The organism is Aquimarina sp. 433, assembly GCF_054054605.1.
In genome coordinates this window covers 303,063-320,570 of sequence record NZ_JBSWZK010000006.1, presented here as the reverse complement: position 1 = coordinate 320,570, position 17,508 = coordinate 303,063, and the positions used below count along the sequence as shown (strand labels likewise).

General features: G+C 33.9%; 13 protein-coding genes and 1 tRNA gene. 5 read left to right on the top strand and 9 right to left on the bottom strand.

The window, feature by feature from the left end; all coding sequences use genetic code 11:
- Nucleotides 1-229: 229 nt before the first annotated feature.
- Nucleotides 230-505, bottom strand: coding sequence for a hypothetical protein (locus ACWNT5_RS14590; protein ID WP_299605511.1), 276 nt, complete (start codon nucleotides 503-505; stop codon nucleotides 230-232).
- A 297-nt stretch (nucleotides 506-802) separates the two neighbouring features.
- Here ACWNT5_RS14590 and ACWNT5_RS14585 point away from each other — a divergent pair, with 297 nt between their 5' ends.
- On the top strand, nucleotides 803-1,303 hold the full coding sequence (locus ACWNT5_RS14585; protein WP_299605513.1) for a DUF456 domain-containing protein: 501 nt from the start codon (nucleotides 803-805) through the stop codon (nucleotides 1,301-1,303).
- A gap of 526 nt (nucleotides 1,304-1,829) precedes the next feature.
- On the opposite strand, the gene ACWNT5_RS14580 is transcribed toward ACWNT5_RS14585, so the two are convergent.
- The 4 genes from ACWNT5_RS14580 to ACWNT5_RS14565 all read right to left on the bottom strand — a co-directional run bounded on the left by ACWNT5_RS14580 (nucleotide 1,830) and on the right by ACWNT5_RS14565 (nucleotide 5,538).
- Nucleotides 1,830-1,903: transfer RNA gene (locus ACWNT5_RS14580), tRNA-Asp, on the bottom strand.
- A gap of 86 nt (nucleotides 1,904-1,989) precedes the next feature.
- Entirely contained in the window at nucleotides 1,990-2,919 is a 930-nt protein-coding gene (locus ACWNT5_RS14575; RefSeq protein ID WP_299605515.1) for a DUF58 domain-containing protein, read from the bottom strand.
- A 122-nt stretch (nucleotides 2,920-3,041) separates the two neighbouring features.
- Complete coding sequence (gene trxA / locus ACWNT5_RS14570) at nucleotides 3,042-3,359, bottom strand: thioredoxin (RefSeq protein WP_299605517.1); 318 nt, start codon at nucleotides 3,357-3,359, stop codon at nucleotides 3,042-3,044.
- Between the two features lie 283 nt (nucleotides 3,360-3,642).
- Nucleotides 3,643-5,538, bottom strand: coding sequence for a tetratricopeptide repeat protein (locus tag ACWNT5_RS14565; protein ID WP_456517747.1), 1,896 nt, complete (start codon nucleotides 5,536-5,538; stop codon nucleotides 3,643-3,645).
- 309 nt (nucleotides 5,539-5,847) lie between these two features.
- Between ACWNT5_RS14565 and ACWNT5_RS14560 the strand changes: the two genes are divergently transcribed.
- Entirely contained in the window at nucleotides 5,848-7,395 is a 1,548-nt protein-coding gene (locus ACWNT5_RS14560) for a thiol-activated cytolysin family protein (protein WP_456517746.1), read from the top strand.
- Between the two features lie 145 nt (nucleotides 7,396-7,540).
- On the opposite strand, the gene ACWNT5_RS14555 is transcribed toward ACWNT5_RS14560, so the two are convergent.
- From ACWNT5_RS14555 to ACWNT5_RS14545, 3 genes are all read right to left on the bottom strand, one after another.
- A complete protein-coding gene (locus ACWNT5_RS14555) occupies nucleotides 7,541-8,923 on the bottom strand; it encodes a hypothetical protein (protein WP_299605524.1) in 1,383 nt (460 codons plus the stop codon).
- A gap of 416 nt (nucleotides 8,924-9,339) precedes the next feature.
- Nucleotides 9,340-13,725 carry a DNA polymerase III subunit alpha gene (gene dnaE / locus ACWNT5_RS14550; protein WP_456517745.1) on the bottom strand — a complete coding sequence of 1,462 codons (4,386 nt, stop codon included), beginning with the start codon at nucleotides 13,723-13,725 and terminating at the stop codon, nucleotides 9,340-9,342.
- 239 nt (nucleotides 13,726-13,964) lie between these two features.
- The gene (locus ACWNT5_RS14545) at nucleotides 13,965-14,846 is read right to left on the bottom strand and encodes a DUF6252 family protein (RefSeq protein ID WP_299605528.1); all 882 of its coding nucleotides are present in this window, start codon (nucleotides 14,844-14,846) and stop codon (nucleotides 13,965-13,967) included.
- A 367-nt stretch (nucleotides 14,847-15,213) separates the two neighbouring features.
- Between ACWNT5_RS14545 and ACWNT5_RS14540 the strand changes: the two genes are divergently transcribed.
- From ACWNT5_RS14540 to ACWNT5_RS14530, 3 genes are read left to right on the top strand one after another with little or no spacing between them, the layout of a single operon-like run.
- Nucleotides 15,214-15,747, top strand: coding sequence for a 30S ribosomal protein S16 (locus ACWNT5_RS14540; RefSeq protein ID WP_299605531.1), 534 nt, complete (start codon nucleotides 15,214-15,216; stop codon nucleotides 15,745-15,747).
- Nucleotides 15,748-15,761: 14 nt separating this feature from the next.
- Nucleotides 15,762-16,286 carry a ribosome maturation factor RimM gene (gene rimM / locus ACWNT5_RS14535; RefSeq protein WP_299605534.1) on the top strand — a complete coding sequence of 175 codons (525 nt, stop codon included), beginning with the start codon at nucleotides 15,762-15,764 and terminating at the stop codon, nucleotides 16,284-16,286.
- A 4-nt stretch (nucleotides 16,287-16,290) separates the two neighbouring features.
- The gene (locus tag ACWNT5_RS14530) at nucleotides 16,291-17,004 is read left to right on the top strand and encodes a tRNA1(Val) (adenine(37)-N6)-methyltransferase (protein WP_299605537.1); all 714 of its coding nucleotides are present in this window, start codon (nucleotides 16,291-16,293) and stop codon (nucleotides 17,002-17,004) included.
- Nucleotides 17,005-17,108: 104 nt separating this feature from the next.
- Here the strand turns inward: ACWNT5_RS14530 and ACWNT5_RS14525 are convergent, their stop codons facing one another.
- Nucleotides 17,109-17,420: a hypothetical protein gene (locus ACWNT5_RS14525; protein ID WP_299605540.1), complete on the bottom strand. Its 312-nt coding sequence runs from the start codon at nucleotides 17,418-17,420 to the stop codon at nucleotides 17,109-17,111.
- Nucleotides 17,421-17,508 lie beyond the last annotated feature (88 nt).

The following is a 17,508-nucleotide window of genomic DNA, read 5'->3' as shown; positions in this document are numbered from 1 at the left end:
CCAAAAATAGTAGACTCAGGTCGACGTCCCCCAGTTGTTCTATAGATATCTATATCTATTCAACTAATCTATTAGTTGAATGACAAATATATACATTTTTTCTTTTTAACTAAATATTTAGTTTAAAAATTTAAAAAAATAGCCCTTTTACTGCTTCTTTACTTGTAAAAACAGCTCGTTTTGGAATGGAAACTATTATAAATGTATCAATAATAGGGTGTTAGTGTTACTAAAGATTTGTGATGGTATTTTTGATTTCGAACTGAATCATTATGGTATAAGAGTCATTTACATTAGTATTAGCTTCGGATATGGTATTTGCAGGAATAATATCCGGGAAGGATAGAAGTGTTCTTATAGCTTCTTTTTCGATTTCAGGAGAGAATCCTTTTACTTCAATATTTTCAATTTTCCCTTTATTAGAAATATTAAACCTTGTATAGATGCGATTAATTCCTGATTTAGCATATGAAGAAACAGCGAGGATGTCGTAATTTTTTTTCACGTATTGCTCAATATCCTTACAAATACAATGTTTTCGGACGCGTTCTATGGATTTGTTTTTACACTTAAGTGTTGTGGGCTTATTTTGTGAATAAGAATAGAAGCTGGATAAAGTAACCAATAAGGTTATATAGATATACTTTTTCATTTCGGGGATAGAATAGGTTTCTAAGGGTACTTCGTTTCCTACAAAATTATGATTTATTAGCTAATTTGATGTTACTACAGTTTTAAGTATTTTAGAAAAAAAATAATATTAGAGTAACAATATTCATTTTTGATAGTCTAATAATTTACTATGGATATAGCGTTAGTAATCATTGGTTTTATATTATGTTTGGTTGGTATCATTGGTAGTTTTCTTCCAGTGTTGCCGGGTCCTTTTACTTCATGGATTGGTTTGTTGATACTTCATTTTACAGATGTGATCCCACAGAACTGGACTTTTCTCGGAATTACTCTGGGAATTGCTATTGTCGTTTGGATATTAGATTATATCGTTCCTGCATGGGGAACAAAGCGTTTTGGCGGCACAAAATACGGAATGATAGGAAGTTCTATTGGATTGGTAATAGGATTACTTTTTTTAGGTGCATTTGGGATAATTATAGGACCTTTTGCTGGAGCTTTTATTGGAGAGCTTATAAAGGATAGCAAAGATTCATCAAAAGCGTTAAAAGCTGCATTTGGATCGTTTCTAGGTTTTCTTGCAGGTACTTTTGTGAAGTTCATCGTGTCTATCGCCTTTATCATTTTATATGTTAATAAAGTGTGGGAACATTGGGAAGCGATATTTTGATCGCTGTTGTCTTCTAATAAAATATATTAAAACAAAAAAAGAGTGCGTTTAACGCACTCTTTTTCTTCACACAAATCATCTTAATTTAGGGGCTTATTCTAAAATTAAAACTCACTTTTATAAAAACTTTCATCTTGGGGGGAACGAAAGCACTAACTCATTTTCACTTTGTAAAGATAGTGATTTTTTGGTTAGCTCCAAATTTTTTGTGTATTTTATCGTAAAAAAATGCAATTTTAACACAGTTAATTTAAAAATTAAATATTTTAACAAGAAAAAACTTACATTTTTAAATTATATTATAGATTGTTCAAGTGGTTAAAAAGATATGACCTACTAATGAAAAGAATGATTGATCTAACTGTAAGTGGAAGTGGATACAAAAGAAATTAAAAAAAGCCTCTCCTTTTTCAGGAAAAGCTTCTCATTGGTTTACTAAACCACCCATGCAACTGGCATGGGACAACACAACATTGTACATTGCAAAAAAAAGCTTCAACCGTAATTGAAGCTTTTGCAATTGTTGCGGTCTGGACGGGACTCGAACCCGCGACCCCCTGCGTGACAGGCAGGTATTCTAACCAACTGAACTACCAGACCATTGCCTTATTGCGGATGCAAATATACACCTCATTTTAATACCCGCAAATGTTTTTTGAACTTTTTTTAAGTATTTTTTTGTGATTCTACGCAAATTTCTGCCTTTCAACAAGATAGGTGGTAAGAATTTTGTCGAAATTTTTTGTGATATCTGCTTCTACATACTTGATTTTATATTGAGAGCATTTTAATTTTAGTTCATAGAAATAAGAACTCACAGCTTTTTGATAATTTTCTTTGATATTGTCTGCATATAAATTTACAAATTCACCAGTTTCTACATCCACGAATCGAGTAGGTCTATTGCTAAAATCAAAATTTAATTCTTTAGTACTATCGAAGGTATGAAATAACACAACTTCGTGTTTATTATATTTTAGATGTCTTAAAGCCTCAAATAGTTTTTCTGGATTTGAAGTAGCCTGAAACATATCCGTAAATAAAAATATGAGAGATCTGCGATGAATTTTTTCTGCTATTTGATGTAAAAAAGTATAAGTGTCTGTGTTTTTAGTATCCTTTGGAGTAGTAATTATCTGACTTAACTTACTTAAAAGCATCTGATGATGTCGCTCACTACCTTTTTCTTGCGTATAGTAATCATAGGTATCACTATATATGCTTAGACCTACGGCATCACGCTGTTTTTTAAGAATGTTCATAAGACAAGCTGTTGCTAATACTGAAAAACTTATCTTATTTAGGGATTCTAAATGATGTTGTTTGATTTGGGGGTAATGCATAGAAGAAGAATTGTCAATAATGATATGACATCTTAGATTTGTTTCTTCTTCATACCTTTTAGTAAATAATTTATCAGTTTTAGCATACAATTTCCAATCTATATGCTTAGTACTCTCTCCGTTATTATATACTTTATGCTCGGCAAATTCAGCAGAAAATCCATGAAAAGGGCTCTTATGCATACCGGAAATAAAACCTTCTACCACTTGTTTGGCTAAAAGCTCTAAATTGGTAAAACCACTGGTGCTATTAATTTCATTTTGGATATTCATATTGCTTTGCGAGTTATGAGATTAACGAATACTTTCGTGCTAACAATATACGGATACTAATCTGTTTTCAATAAAAAAGGGTTGACAATCCGTCAACCCTTTTTTATCTCTAATATTATTCTCTAGATTAAAGAATCTAGTGCTTCAGCATATACATTTTTTGGAGAAACACCAACTTGGCGTCCAACTACCTCTCCGTTTTGGAAAACTAATACTGTAGGGATATTACGTACACCATATTTTGCAGCAAATTCTTGATTTGCATCAACATCTACTTTACCTACAACAGCTTTACCTTCATATTCTTCACTGATCTGTTCAATTATTGGACCTACCATTCTACATGGACCACACCACGCTGCCCAAAAATCTACTAATACTGGTTTATCACTTTTAAGTACTACTTCATCAAAAGTAGCATCTGTTATTTCTAATGCCATAGTTTTATTTATTGTTTATTAATTCTTGTTATTTATTAATTTCACAAAATTAGTCAATATTTATCCCAAAGCTTACAATCAAAATATTTGTTTTGACTATAGTGCTATTGATTTTGTTGATACCAAATATACTATTAAATTGTTCTGTAGGAAGATATTTCTGAATCTTTTGCTTGCTCAATTAAAGAATAATAGTTGGGTTATTTTTTAAGAACGATAATAAGTTCGAATTAATGCAAAGAAGTTTAAGTTTTAATTATTATTAAACGCAATATTGTTCTTATCATAGAGTATTTAAGAATTCATAGAGGTCTTCTTCTTTTCCGAGCTGAAGTTTCTTTTTTAATCTATATTTTGATTTTAGTACACTATCTGGTAGTACATTTAGCATGGTAGCAATTTCTTTAGTAGTAAGATTCATTCGTAGAAAGGAGGCTAATCGTATTTCTTTTTCAGTGATTTCATTATGAATTGCTTTTAATTTGTTATCGAAATTATTGTGTACATCTGCAAAGTATGACTTGAATACTTCCCAATCTTTGTCTTCAGCACTTTCTTTTTTTAATAACATTACCAATCTTCTAAACTCTACTTTAAAAAGTTCAGGAGAGTTTTTAATACGTTCTAGATTTTCTTTGAGTTCTTGGATAAAGCTACTTTTTTGAACCAAATGCAACGTTTGGGAGGTAAGTTCTTTTCTTTTAAATTCAATTTCTTGCCGGTATATTTCTTCTTGTTTTTCTCGTTCTATTTGATTCTTTTTAATTCGTTGTCTGAATCCAAAAAATAGCAATCCTGATACCACAATAAAAGATATCATTCCTCCTGCATAGAGCGTTTTTCGAAGATTACTAATCTCTACTTGTTGATTTAGATTTTTTATTTCTTCCTTTTGTAACGTAATGGCAGCTTCTTTTTTTTCTGTTTCGTAAATAGTTCGTAATTCTTCTATTTGTTGCGATTTTTTCACTGAAAATAAACTGTCTCTTATTTTTTGAGATGCATGTAGGTCTGAAAGTGCTTCTTTATTTTTATTCTGTAATCGAAAAAGGTTAGAGCGTTTTTCATATAATTCCTGAAGATTCGACATGGTACCAATTTTTTCGGCTATGTTGATCGCTTGATTAATGTTTTTAATAGCTTCAGGAATATTGTTTTCATTTTTAAAGGTATTGCTTAATCCTTTATATGCATTTATAATCCCAATTTTTATGTCTTCTCCCTCTGTAATCTCTTTGGATTCTATAAAAGATGCTTTTGCTTTTTCGTATTTTTTTTCAATGTTGAATAATTCACCAAGATTATAAAGTGCATTGGCTAATGGGGATTTTGCCTCATGCTTTCTTGCTAGTTTTATAGCTTCTTCATAGTGTGTTTGAGCTTCGTTTATGCGATTTAATTTTTTTAAGGCATTCCCAGCTGAGTTTTTTGCATAGGATAGATAAATCTCATCATTTTGAGCTAAATAAATTGCCATTGCTTCTTTAAAATAGGTAAGTGCTTTTTTGTGGTTTTCCGTTGCGTATTCCAAATCACCTAAAAGTTTTAGAATATCAGCTTTTCTCATGACGTCATTGATTTCTGTAAAAAGTTCCAATGCTTTTAAAGCTTCAATTAAAGCAAGTTTGTAATTACCTTTTTCCATATAAATAGTAGCAAGGCTATTATATTGTGCACCCTTAAATTTTGCTTTGGCCTTATCCACTTTTTCATTTTCTTCTATAAGTTCAAGGTTTTCCAGAATTATATGAATAGCGCTTTCAAAATCACCTTTGCTCCGCAAGATGTCCGCAATGGAATAGTTAACAAATAAAGTACCTCTGTAAGAATTGCGATTGCTAAATTCTTGTTTTGCTTGTTTGTAATAATAAAGAGCAGAATCTAGATTGCTTCGATTGGTATAAAAATCACCTAAGTGCAATAAACCTTTGCCTATCCCCATTTTGTAATTAATTTTTTTTGAAATCTTTAGTTCTTCTTCTGCGTATTTTTTAGCTTTTAAAGGTGCAGAGAACATTAATTTCTCATGGAGCTCGGTTAAAATATCCACCCTAACACTATCTTCTTCGCTGTGATTGTCTAAAGCATTTTTTAAACTGTCAATCAATTTTAGATTTTGAGAAATCACTAGTTGGGTAAAAAAGATGAATACTGTGATGAGAAGAGATTGGAATTTCATAAAAGCGAGTCATTTAGTTGACAACTAAGGTAATTAATAAATATTATGATTGTAGAATACTGCATATTCTGAAAGAAAGTGTAAAACTGAGTTTGCAAGACTTTTAAGTTGCTTTTTCCCTTAGGTCTCCTCTTTCAATGTCTTAAATACATGGAGAACTCTTTAGTTTAGTCTTCATAAAAGAAACCGTTTTTTTTAAGTTAATTCATTGGTTTTCAATAGATGTCCATGCTTTGTCCATACCTAAAATTAGGACTAAAAACGCTTTGCCAGTAGTTTTGAATCGTTGAATCATTAAAAAGAAAACTCATGAAAACTTCAATTTTAAAAATGCCCCAAGCATTTATATTAATCACTTTAGTTTATGCCTGCATTGCATGTAGCTCTTGTAGTAAAGATGAAGATAGTTTGCCTTCCGAACCTGTAAATCCAGAAGCAAATACAATCAATGAATTCATTAATAATTTGGAATATAATCCAAGTGAATTGTTAGGGGTTGAAGAAACTGGAGGGGGAGCATTGCTCAAAACACCTGGTGGGACCAATACAGATGAGTCATTTGATTCTGGAATAGAAACTACTTGTGTGAGCGTGGATTACAACCTAAAAGCCAATTTTGAAGATGTGGCAATCCTTCGTCCAACAAATGGTGTTGTTTGGCCAGGAGCATTGGTAGTTGGAAATCAAACTATGCGAGATGGTCTTCCAGAGGCTTTTACTCTAGGCAGAGCACCGATGACTATACGATTAGATTTACCAGGTATTGGGGAAGCAGGAAATATTAGAGTAGAGGATCCCAGGAATTCTAATGTGCAATCCAAGATCGATGAGGCTTTAGAATATTGGAATACAAATGCATATCAAGAAGGGTATGTAAACCCTTCTAACTCCTCTTACTCAGCCAGTACTTCTTATAGTTCTAAGCAGATGAGTTTAGAAGTTGGAATGAATACGGAATGGGCAACGGGAGATGTTTCTGCACAATTTAATTATGAAACTACAAGTACCAATAGAGTAGCTGTTATGGTGTTTAAACAAGTTTTTTACACAATTACTATGGATACTCCTGAAAATCCTTCGGATGTATTTAGAGCTGACGTGCCATTATCACGAATCGAAAATGCATTTAATTCTGCAACACCACCCGCGTACGTGCACTCTGTAAATTATGGTAGAATCATCATGTTTAGAATGGAGACTACAGCAGAAGCTACGGAATCAGAACTCACAGGAGCTTTTAATTATGCAAGTGGCGTAACTAATGCATCTGGTGATGTGGAGGCTAAGTATAAAGAAATTTTAAATGAATCTACTATCACTACAGTAACAATAGGAGGGAACGCTTCTGTGGCTTCTGAGGCTGTTTCTGCACAAAACTTTGGTGATTTACAGTCTATTATAAAAGGAGAAAATGCTGTGTATAGTAGAAATAATCCAGGGCTTCCAATTGCTTATACCATTAGATTTTTAAAGGATAATAGTCTAGCAAAAATGGGATATAGTACAGATTATGTTGCATTAAATTGTACTACAGCAAAACGTGTGCATAATCGAATAGTATTTAAAAATACAGTGGTAGATAATTTTAGAATAGGAATTGAATATAAACTAAAGGAAGGTGCAAGTGTACCATACGATGAAATTGTTTGGAAGGAAAATAAAGTAGATGGAGAACAGACTATAATTACTCCACCAGATGGTGCTTACGATATCTTCTATTATATAGATAGAGCAAAAGCAGGTACCGGTTATGAGAATAAATGGACGGATAACATAGGAGGGTATGTTCACGCACATGAAGATTGTTTTGAATCTTACCGAGATTTCCTAGAAGTGAAAGTAAGGACTTGCCAATAAAAAAACTATTTTTTTCGAGAGTCGGCATCCTAGGTTGTGATTCAACAACCTGATGTCGGCTTTTTTGTATATTTCTATATAAAATAAGAAAAAGCTCAGCGCTTACTGGTTGCTGAGCTTTTCCATAAGGTTTTAAGAGTTGATATTAGTTATTTGTAGGTATTCCTATTTGAGTACCAATAACACTATCATCTGGTTGCGTAATAACAGGACAGTTGATAATAGCTCCTGTAGCTGTTAATAAATCTGATAAAGAATTAGCTAATGGGCTTGGATTAGCATTTCCTCTAAATGGGATCAAAGTTCCATCTGCTAATAAGTCATTAATTTGATCAAAACTCTGTAGGATTGGACGTTCAGATTCTGGAACGGTAAATTCTGTTACGTGAGCATCCCACATCGGAGCATATCTTGTATCACTTGGATCTATAGGGAATGTATTGGTTGGATCTTGTACTTGTCTGTTACTTAAAGAAGCAGTATTTAATCCTTGTACTCCAAGTCCATCAGTATCTGTTGTTCTTCCATTAGCTGTTGGACTAAAAGGTAGCATAGATCCTCCTGGGAATAATCCAAATGTTGGTAGATTTGCTAATCTTGGTGCAAATACTCCTAACTCGATAGTTGCAGGTCCTGGATCTGAAGTATCAGTTACGATATGGAAGTAATATGGTCTATTAGCATGCCATCCATCAAGTAATTGCATAACAACTGAAGCTTGATCAGGTGCAAAATTTGGATTGTTTAAATCATCTTCTTGCTCTTGCTCATTTCCAAGAGGGTTTGGTACTCTGTCATGAAGACCTGTACTGTTGGCTACTGGCTGCGCATTAATTACTACTCCACTAGGTAAAACAACATATGAGGACCATTTACCATCTGCAATTGCTCCTGGGTTTGCTTCTGCTGGAGGAAATCCGAATAGTAAACCGTCTGCTGGTCCAGTAACTAAAGATCTTTTTGGTGAAAAATCTACAGATCCTTCAAAAACAAGTCGCCCTGTTCTTGTAAAATATCCTTTTTGTTCCCCTCCGGATCCTATAGAAGCTGCCATTCTTGGTGCGAAAATAACACCTAGTTTTTTAGCCATCAGTCTGTCAGATACTTCTGTGATTACGTAGTAAAGCTCTCTCTTTTGTCCATTTGGTAAAGTTTCCCAACCTTTAAACATAGGCAGTCTAACTGTGGGACCTGCAGGAACCACATCTCTATCAATTCTAAAATCAATACCTAAAACACTTGGTACAAAAACATTTTGAGCGTCTGTGAATCGTAAAGCAGGATTAAAAAAGTTATAAGGAATTCCACCATCTTTACGGATACTTGCTAGTAATATTTTAGCTTCTTTTAAAGCTCTAAATGATTGTAATAAGCCTTTTGATTGAGCTTCTTCTTCTAATGCATCTTCTGCAATTTCATCAGTGATCGTTTGATTCGTTTCAACTTCTAAAAGATTGTCATCATTGTTACAAGCCATAAATAATGAGGCGGCGAAAATACTTAAAAGTAAGGTTTTAAAATTTTTCATTTTTTGTGTTTTTAATAGTTATATTCTGAAAAAATCATTAAGAAAACAATTGGCCAATCGTTTAAAGTAATTAGGGTTTTAAGATCTTACATATTTTGAGACGGTATAAATATTTAATCTTACATCAAGGGGAATTTTGAATTTTAAAAAGCATTGTTGATTTTATGAGTTGTAGGCATTGAAACCCTTTGGATTAAAGGGTTTTATATAAAAAAAGGCTATGAATACAAAATGTAAAAAAACAATATTTTTTAGGAAATAATTAACTAGATCGCTTTAGTTTTTAAGAATCCTTAACAACTTGTAAGTGTTAGCTATCTAACACATTATGAGGTTTTTATTGACTTTTTTATAGGAGGTATTTTCCCTTCTTCTTAAAAGTGTGGGATTAAAAACTTCAGAATTAAGGATCGTTTCTAGTTTAATTTGTAATACACAGAATCGCTCTCCAGTGCGGTTAACAATTCTGGAGAGATGTTTACCTTTTGTTTTCTACTTGGCATATGTAACTTAAGTTTCTCTGCCATTTCGAAAATCACAAAATTTAACGTGTGATTTCCAGCATGTTCAGTGAGCAATTCTTTTAGCTTATCAATCCTAGTATCAGAAAGTTCATTAATATCTAGTTGAATTGTCAGCTTTCTGGCATAGGTTTCCATTACGTCGTGTAGTAGCTGAAAACTATTGAATTGTATTCTAGGATCTCCCTTTTTTCCGGTATCGCGATTAACCCAACCTTCTTTTATAAAAGCTTTTGCATACACGAAGGTGCTTTGTACTAAGAAGGGTCTGTGTTTTAAGTAATCTTCGCCAAAAATTCTAAACTCATGAGCAGTGTTATAGTCTTCTATGGTAAACGTGGCCCATCCTTTTCCATTTTTTGATGTTCGATGTTCCACACCTGTGATTACTCCGCCAAATGAGATTTCACGATTTAGATTGTTTTCTAGATCGGCAAAATTCAAAAGTGTTCCATTACAGAAATACTTCATTTCATATTTAAAATCATCGAGCGGGTGACCAGATAAATAAATACCAACTACTTCTTTTTCTCTGGCAAGTTTTTCCATAGTCCCCCATTCTTCGCAAGGAGGAACGACAGGTTCTGGGATTTGAACATCACTAGATTCGCCAAATAGACTTACCTGAGATGAGTTTTCGTTTTCTTGATACTTAGATCCATATTTCATGGCTTTTTCTAAGAAAGTAATTCCATCTCCATCCTGATGAAAATATTGACCTCTATGTGTCTCTGTAAAAGAATCAAATCCACCAGCAAGTGCTAAACTTTCAAAAGCTTTTTTATTAGCCGCACGTAGGTCAATGCGTTTTGCCATATCAAAAATAGATCTGTATGGTCCATCTTCTTTTCTGTTTTCTACAATAGTAGCCACGGCTCCGGTACCTACACCCTTAATGGCTCCCATTCCAAATCGTACTGCACCATCTTTGTTTACAGAGAATTTTCTGTAAGATTCATTCACATCGGGTCCTAATACATCTAATTTCATACGCTTACATTCTTCCATGAAGAAAGTAACCTGCTTAATGTCGTTCATGTTATTGGATAGTACAGCTGCCATATATTCTGCAGGATAATGAGCCTTTAGATAAGCGGTCTGATACGCAATCCAAGCATAACAAGTGGAGTGAGATTTGTTAAAAGCGTAGGCTGCAAATGCTTCCCAGTCTTTCCATATTTTTTCTAATTTATCTTCAGCATGTCCTTTGGCAGCAGCTTGTTCAATGAACTTGGGTTTCATTTTATCCAGTACTGCTTTTTGTTTTTTACCCATTGCTTTACGGAGTACATCCGCTTCACCTTTGGTAAAATCAGCAAGTTTTTGAGAAAGTAGCATCACTTGCTCCTGGTATACTGTGATTCCGTAGGTTTCTTTTAGGTATTCTTCACAAGCTTCTAAGTCATATATGATCTCTTCGGTACCGTGTTTTCTATTAATAAAACTTGGGATATATTCTAAAGGTCCTGGTCGGTACAAAGCATTCATCGCAATTAGATCAGCAAAAACTGTAGGTTTTAGTTCCTTCATATATTTTTGCATCCCAGGAGATTCATATTGGAATACTCCAACCGTTTCTCCTCTTTGGAATAATGCGTACGTTTCTTCATCGTCAAGAGGGAAATTCTCAGGATCTAATTCTACGCCATGTTTTGCTTTTACAATTTTTACGGTATCCTTAATTAGGGTTAATGTTTTTAATCCTAAAAAATCCATTTTTAGCAGACCAGCACTTTCTACTACAGAGTTATCAAACTGTGTACAGTACATGTCAGAATCTTTGGCAAGCGCAACTGGGACAAACTTGGTAATATCATCGGGTGTGATAATCACTCCACAAGCATGAATACCTGTATTTCTAACTGAACCCTCTAAAACTCTAGCTTGATTTAAGGTTTCGGCTTCGAGATCGCTACCTTCTGCGATGTTTAGTAGTTCATTTACTTTTTCTAATTCATCACTTCTAAACTTCTTTTTTAATACCGCTTCATCTACACCAAATATTTTTCCAAGTTTAGACATATTTGGAATAAGCTTTGCAATTCGATCTGCATCACTAAGAGGTAAATCAAGTACACGAGCAGTATCTCGAATAGAAGATTTTGCTGCCATAGTACCGTATGTAATTATCTGAGCTACCTGATTGGCTCCATATTTTTCGATTACATAGTCCATTACACGTCCTCGTCCTTCATCATCAAAATCAATATCAATATCGGGCATACTTACACGATCCGGATTTAGGAATCTCTCAAAAAGTAAATCATACTTTATCGGATCTAAATTGGTAATCCATAGGCAATAGGCTACCGCAGATCCAGCAGCAGATCCACGTCCAGGACCTACAGAAACCCCCATTTCTCTTGCGGCTCTTATAAAATCTTCCACAATCAGGAAGTATCCTGGGTATCCTGTATTTTCAATAACTTTTAATTCGAAATCAAGGCGCTCATCAATTTCTGGAGTAATTTCTCCATATCTAATCTTTGCTCCTTTGTAGGTGATATGCCTTAAATAAGCATTTTCTCCTCTTTTCCCTCCGTCTATTTTGTCTTCTTCAGATTGGAACTCTTCTGGGATGTCAAATGCAGGTAATAATACGTCTCTTGCTAGTACAAAAGGTTCTATCTTATCCACGATCTCCTGAATATTCATGATGGCTTCAGGGAGATCTTTGAATAAGTTTTTCATTTCTTCAGAAGACTTAAAATAGTATTCCTGATTTGGTAATCCATATCGATATCCTCTTCCTCTTCCAATTGGAGTCGCTTGTTTTTCTCCGTCTTTTACACATAGTAGAATGTCATGGGCATTGGCATCCTTCTTTTCGCAATAATAAGTATTGTTTGTAGCTACTGTTTTGATGTTATGCTTTTTGGAAAAGTTGATCAAAACCTGATTTACTCGATTTTCATCCTCTTGATTATGGCGCATGATCTCGATATAGAGGTCATCTCCAAACTCCTCGTGCCACCATAATAAAGCTTCTTCAGCTTGCTTTTCTCCTATGTTTAGTACTTTACTAGGAACCTCTCCATACAGATTTCCAGTTAGGACAATGATGTCTTCTTTGTATTGTTTAATAACTTCTTTGTCAATTCTAGGCAGGTAATAGAAACCGTCTACAAATCCAATAGAAGACATTTTGGCTAGATTGTGATATCCGTTTTTGTTTTTAGCTAACAAAACTATTTGATATCCATTATCCTTTCGGGATTTGTCTTTATGATTTTCGCAAACAAAAAACTCACATCCAACAATTGGTTTTATTTCAACTCCTGTTGGTTCTTCTCCATTTTCGATAGCTTCTGCATTCGCTGCTTTTACACTTTTATTGTGATTGGTAACTGCTTGTACAAAATGAAAAGCTCCCATCATATTTGCATGATCTGTCATGGCTACAGCTGTCATCTTGTGTTTGGCTGTTTCTTTTACCAGATCAGGAATACTGGTAGTAGATTGTAGGACAGAAAATTGCGTATGGTTATGTAGGTGAACAAAATTTACAGCATCCAAAGCTGCAATATTGTCCTTGATTTCTTGTTGAGAAATGTCAGAGCTTCCCTGTTTATCCAGTGTTTCTTGGATTTTTTGAGAAGCTCTTTTTAGATTAATATGTTGTAAACCTATTAATTCTATTGGTTCTGGATTAACACGTTTGAAGTTTTCAAAGTAATCTGAAGGAGCATCTAGCTCTTCTTTTGTGAAAACTTGCTTCCTGATTAATTCTAGAAAACATCGAGTGGTAGCTTCTACATCGGCTGTTGCGTTATGGGCTTCTCCAAATGAGGTTCCGAATAAAAACTCGTGTAACTCTGTAAGTGTAGGTAATTTGAATTTTCCTCCACGACCTCCAGGAATTTGACATAAACTTGCAGTAGTTTCGGTACAAGTATCAAGCACGGGCAACTCTTGTAATTGATTGCTAATACCAAGTCTATAAAACTCAGCACCCATGATATTAACATCAAACCCTACATTTTGACCGACAACAAACTTCGTTTTTGATAACGCAATATTGAATTTTTCCAGAACTTCTGCTAGGCTAATACCATCCTGCTCGGCAAGGGCAGTTGAAATTCCATGAACTTTTTCTGCATCATATGGAATATTAAATCCTTCTGGTTTTACTAAATAATCTTGATGCTCGATACAATTACCCATTTCATCGTGTAATTGCCAAGCGATCTGAATACATCTTGGCCAATTATCAGTATCACTGATGGGAGCATCCCAACGCTTAGGTAAACCTGTTGTTTCGGTATCAAAAATTAAATACATAAAAATATGTTTCGAGAAAGTTTTGTCTTATGGTCAAAGTGATCATCAAAAATAATTAAAATGATGTGTTCGGTAATTGAAAAGTTATCCAGAATTATTAACCACTTAAGATTTCCTTTATGAGGAATCAATGAAAAGATTGTTTCAAGAAATAAGAAATAATGTAATATGCTAAAAATTAAAAAGCGTTCACTAAAATAAATTAGTGAACGCCTTTTTTCGCTATAGTTGAGTTTTGATTAATATCCGTATTCAAATTGTCCTTCTGTCACTGCAACACCTGTTGTTGTAACGAATTCAAAAGTTCCGCTGATACATTTTGTTTCGGTATCATGAGATGTTATGGTAAGTCTACCAGAAACAGCTGATGCTTTATCATTGTATAAGCTATATGTCGCACTATACTCTCCTGATCCTGTTAAAGAGTGCTGTCCAACCTCCACACTGATTGGAAAAACGATTGTTATCTCCTCGTCTTCATTACTCGCTTTTATTAGTATTGAAGGGTTGTTCACTCCAAAAGGAATTGCATCGTGATCATCAGTAATCATCTCGTTTCCATTAATCATGGCTGTTAAAGAAGCGTTTAAAAGACAAGGGTTGATTTCTTCTTGCTCTTCTTCTTCAGAGGTAATTATGATTTCCTCCTCTTCTTCCTCTTCTTCAGGTTCTGGTACAAAATTTTCTATAGGTAATCTATAAAACCATCCGTTTTGGAAACTCATTGATTTTCCATTGCTTCCTTTTAAATCTGTAAAATAGAAATTCCCAGAAACTAAATTGTCCTGAATTTCTGTAATTACTATTTGTCCATTATTAGCACCTTCTTCAGAAACGAACTTAGCATCGTTGTTTTCGAATGTTACTTGATTAATGGCTTGTTCTAATCTATAAGTTCCTCTTTCTGTAGAAGAAGTAGTGAAGCTAATTGATTCTGTTCCTGTGTTTCCGATGATTACTAATGTACCATCCTCATGAATGATTGCTTTTCTAATATCGGGTCTAAATAACTTTCCGTCTATAGTAGCTTGTAATCCTGGTGAATTTACTTCTATATCGGTACTACAAGAGCTGAAAATAAGGCATATAAATGCCAGGAGTAGGGTAATTTTTTTAATCATACGCTTGGGGCTTTAAAAAATTTAGAGATAGATAACCAACTATCAGTAAATAATTTAATACAAACATATCACGAAATTCTGAAGAAAACAATTTTTTTGAAGATAAAATCATAATTTTTTACGATTAATGACATTTTAATATCGATGAAATACACAAAATTATATTTTATACCTAATAAAAGTAGGTATTTACGTTTCTCATGAAACGTCTATAAGTCCTGTTAGAAAGAACAGTAAAACGTGTTAATTCTTCGATAGCTCTAAATTATTTAATGAAAGAAGAATAAGTTCGATGCTAATTTGCTAAAAATGATTACATTTGCGCACTTAATTATAAACAGGGTCGTGTACCCAAAAATTAATTTTTATGCCTGTTAAAATAAGATTACAGAGACATGGTAAAAAAGGAAAGCCTTTTTACTGGATCGTAGCAGCAGATGCTAGAGCAAAGAGAGATGGTAGATTTTTAGAAAAAATCGGTACTTACAATCCAAACACTAACCCAGCAACTATAGACTTAAATGTTGATGGAGCTGTAAAATGGTTACAAAATGGAGCGCAGCCAACCGATACTGCTAAAGCTATTCTTTCTTACAAAGGAGCATTGCTGAAAAATCACCTTGCAGGAGGTGTTAAAAAAGGAGCTTTAACTGAAGAACAAGCTGAAGAGAAATTTAACGCTTGGGTGCAGGAAAAAGAAGGATCTGTAAATGCTAAGAAAGATTCTTTAGCAAAGGCAGAGGCTGATGCAAAAGCAAAAGCACTTGCTGCAGAAAAAGAAGTAAATGCTAAGCGTGAAGCTGAAGCTGCAGAAGCTGAAGCTGCCGCTAAAGCAGAAGAAGTAGCTGCTGAAGCTGCTGAAGCAGAAGTAACTGAAGAAGCTAGCAACGAGGAAGAGTAGTTGCATTATTGACGATGAAGAAAGAAGATTGCTTCTATCTAGGCAAAATCGTAAGTAAATTTAGTTTTAAAGGGGAGGTGTTGATAAAACTTGACACCGATGAACCTGAAAGTTATCTAAAAATGGAATCAGTTTTTGTGAACTATAACAAAAATTTGGTTCCATTTTTTATAGAAAAAAGTAAACTTCATAAAAGCGATTTGCTTAGAGTAAAGTTTGAAGATATAGACTCCGAAGAGGATGCTGATGATCTAATGAAGGCAGAAATATATTTGCCACTTGACTTGTTGCCTAAGTTGGAAGGAAATAAATTTTATTTTCACGAAGTTATTGGTTTTAGTATTGTAGATCGAGCTTTTGGAAAAGTAGGAGTTATTACTCATATCAATGATAGTACTGCACAAGCACTTTTCGAAATAGACAGGGACGGTGTTGAAATTTTAATACCTATGAATGACGAATTCATTGATAAGGTGGATAGAGAACAGCGTACTGTTTTTGTAAATACTCCAGAAGGATTGATCGATCTTTATTTATAAAATAATGTCTAAACCATTTCATTTTAAACAATTTATGGTTCACCAGGATCGATGTGCCATGAAGATTGGTACTGATGGAGTGCTTTTAGGATCTTGGGTTCCGATTTCAGAAACTGTAAATACTATACTAGATATAGGTACTGGAACAGGAATCATTGCTCTAATGATGGCACAGCGTTCTCATGCAGGAACTATTGATGCACTAGAAATAGATGAGCTTGCTTATGAACAAGCAGTAGAAAATTTTGAAGCTTCTGACTGGGGAGATCGGCTATTTTGTTATCATGCTTCTTTTCAGGAATTCTTTCAGGAAATTGATGATGAGTATGATCTTCTCATTAGTAACCCACCTTTTTATAAAGATACCTATAAAACAGAAGATTCTAGTAGGGATTTAGCCAGATTTGAAGATGCATTGCCATTTGAGCATTTATTTATAGGAGCAACTCATTTGCTTTCCGAGAATGGTAGGTTTGGAGTAATTTTACCTTATAAAGAAGAGGAAGTAGTAATTGAAATTGCCCATAAAGTAGGCTTGTATCCTCAAAAAATTACAAGAGTAAAGGGAAACCCATCTTCAGAAATTAAAAGAACTCTTTTGTTATTTGGTTTTGAAGAGGTGGAAGTAAAATTGGATGAGCTTATTATAGAGAATGAAAGGCACCAATATACTCCAGAATATGTAGACCTTACTCGAGATTTTTATTTAAAAATGTAAAAAAGGAGAGTCTAGTAGACTCCCCTTTCTCCAAATTCAATCACTCTACGTAGTTCAACTTATATTTCTATAAGTGTAAACAATCTTAAAGATTTTTAATGCTATTAGTTTTTACCGATCCAGTTTCCTTCTGCATCACATAATACTTCTACAGTCTCTCCGTCTTCTTTCGTAAGTTCTAGCTTAAACTCTGAAGCGTCTTCCTTAGCAGCAGCTTTATTGATGGTCGCACCTTTAAAATCTTTCGCAACAGCATCTAAAACAGGTTGGGGTAAATTTTCAACAGCTAATTCAATATATTTTTCTTGAGCAGTAATTTCTATAGCTTCATCTGAAGAAGTCACTTGAGCAGTGATATTACTAGTTCCGAATAAAAGTCCTAAAGCTACTACTGGTAATACAAATAAATTTTTCATTTTAATTTCAGGTTTTAATTATTTTTTATTTCGATACTTAAATAAGAGGAAGAATTATGCCAGAGGATTGATAATGCTTTAATGTTGA

Bases quoted from the DNA above. Each gene is read 5' to 3' on its own strand.
- ACWNT5_RS14585 (WP_299605513.1), top strand. From the start codon at position 803: ATGGATATAGCGTTAGTAATCATTGGTTTTATATTATGTTTGGTTGGT.
- ACWNT5_RS14575 (WP_299605515.1), bottom strand. From the start codon at position 2,919: ATGAATATCCAAAATGAAATTAATAGCACCAGTGGTTTTACCAATTTA.
- trxA (WP_299605517.1), bottom strand. From the start codon at position 3,359: ATGGCATTAGAAATAACAGATGCTACTTTTGATGAAGTAGTACTTAAA.
- ACWNT5_RS14565 (WP_456517747.1), bottom strand. From the start codon at position 5,538: ATGAAATTCCAATCTCTTCTCATCACAGTATTCATCTTTTTTACCCAA.
- ACWNT5_RS14560 (WP_456517746.1), top strand. From the start codon at position 5,848: ATGAAAACTTCAATTTTAAAAATGCCCCAAGCATTTATATTAATCACT.
- ACWNT5_RS14555 (WP_299605524.1), bottom strand. From the start codon at position 8,923: ATGAAAAATTTTAAAACCTTACTTTTAAGTATTTTCGCCGCCTCATTA.
- dnaE (WP_456517745.1), bottom strand. From the start codon at position 13,725: ATGTATTTAATTTTTGATACCGAAACAACAGGTTTACCTAAGCGTTGG.
- ACWNT5_RS14545 (WP_299605528.1), bottom strand. From the start codon at position 14,846: ATGATTAAAAAAATTACCCTACTCCTGGCATTTATATGCCTTATTTTC.
- ACWNT5_RS14540 (WP_299605531.1), top strand. From the start codon at position 15,214: ATGCCTGTTAAAATAAGATTACAGAGACATGGTAAAAAAGGAAAGCCT.
- rimM (WP_299605534.1), top strand. From the start codon at position 15,762: ATGAAGAAAGAAGATTGCTTCTATCTAGGCAAAATCGTAAGTAAATTT.
- ACWNT5_RS14530 (WP_299605537.1), top strand. From the start codon at position 16,291: ATGTCTAAACCATTTCATTTTAAACAATTTATGGTTCACCAGGATCGA.
- ACWNT5_RS14525 (WP_299605540.1), bottom strand. From the start codon at position 17,420: ATGAAAAATTTATTTGTATTACCAGTAGTAGCTTTAGGACTTTTATTC.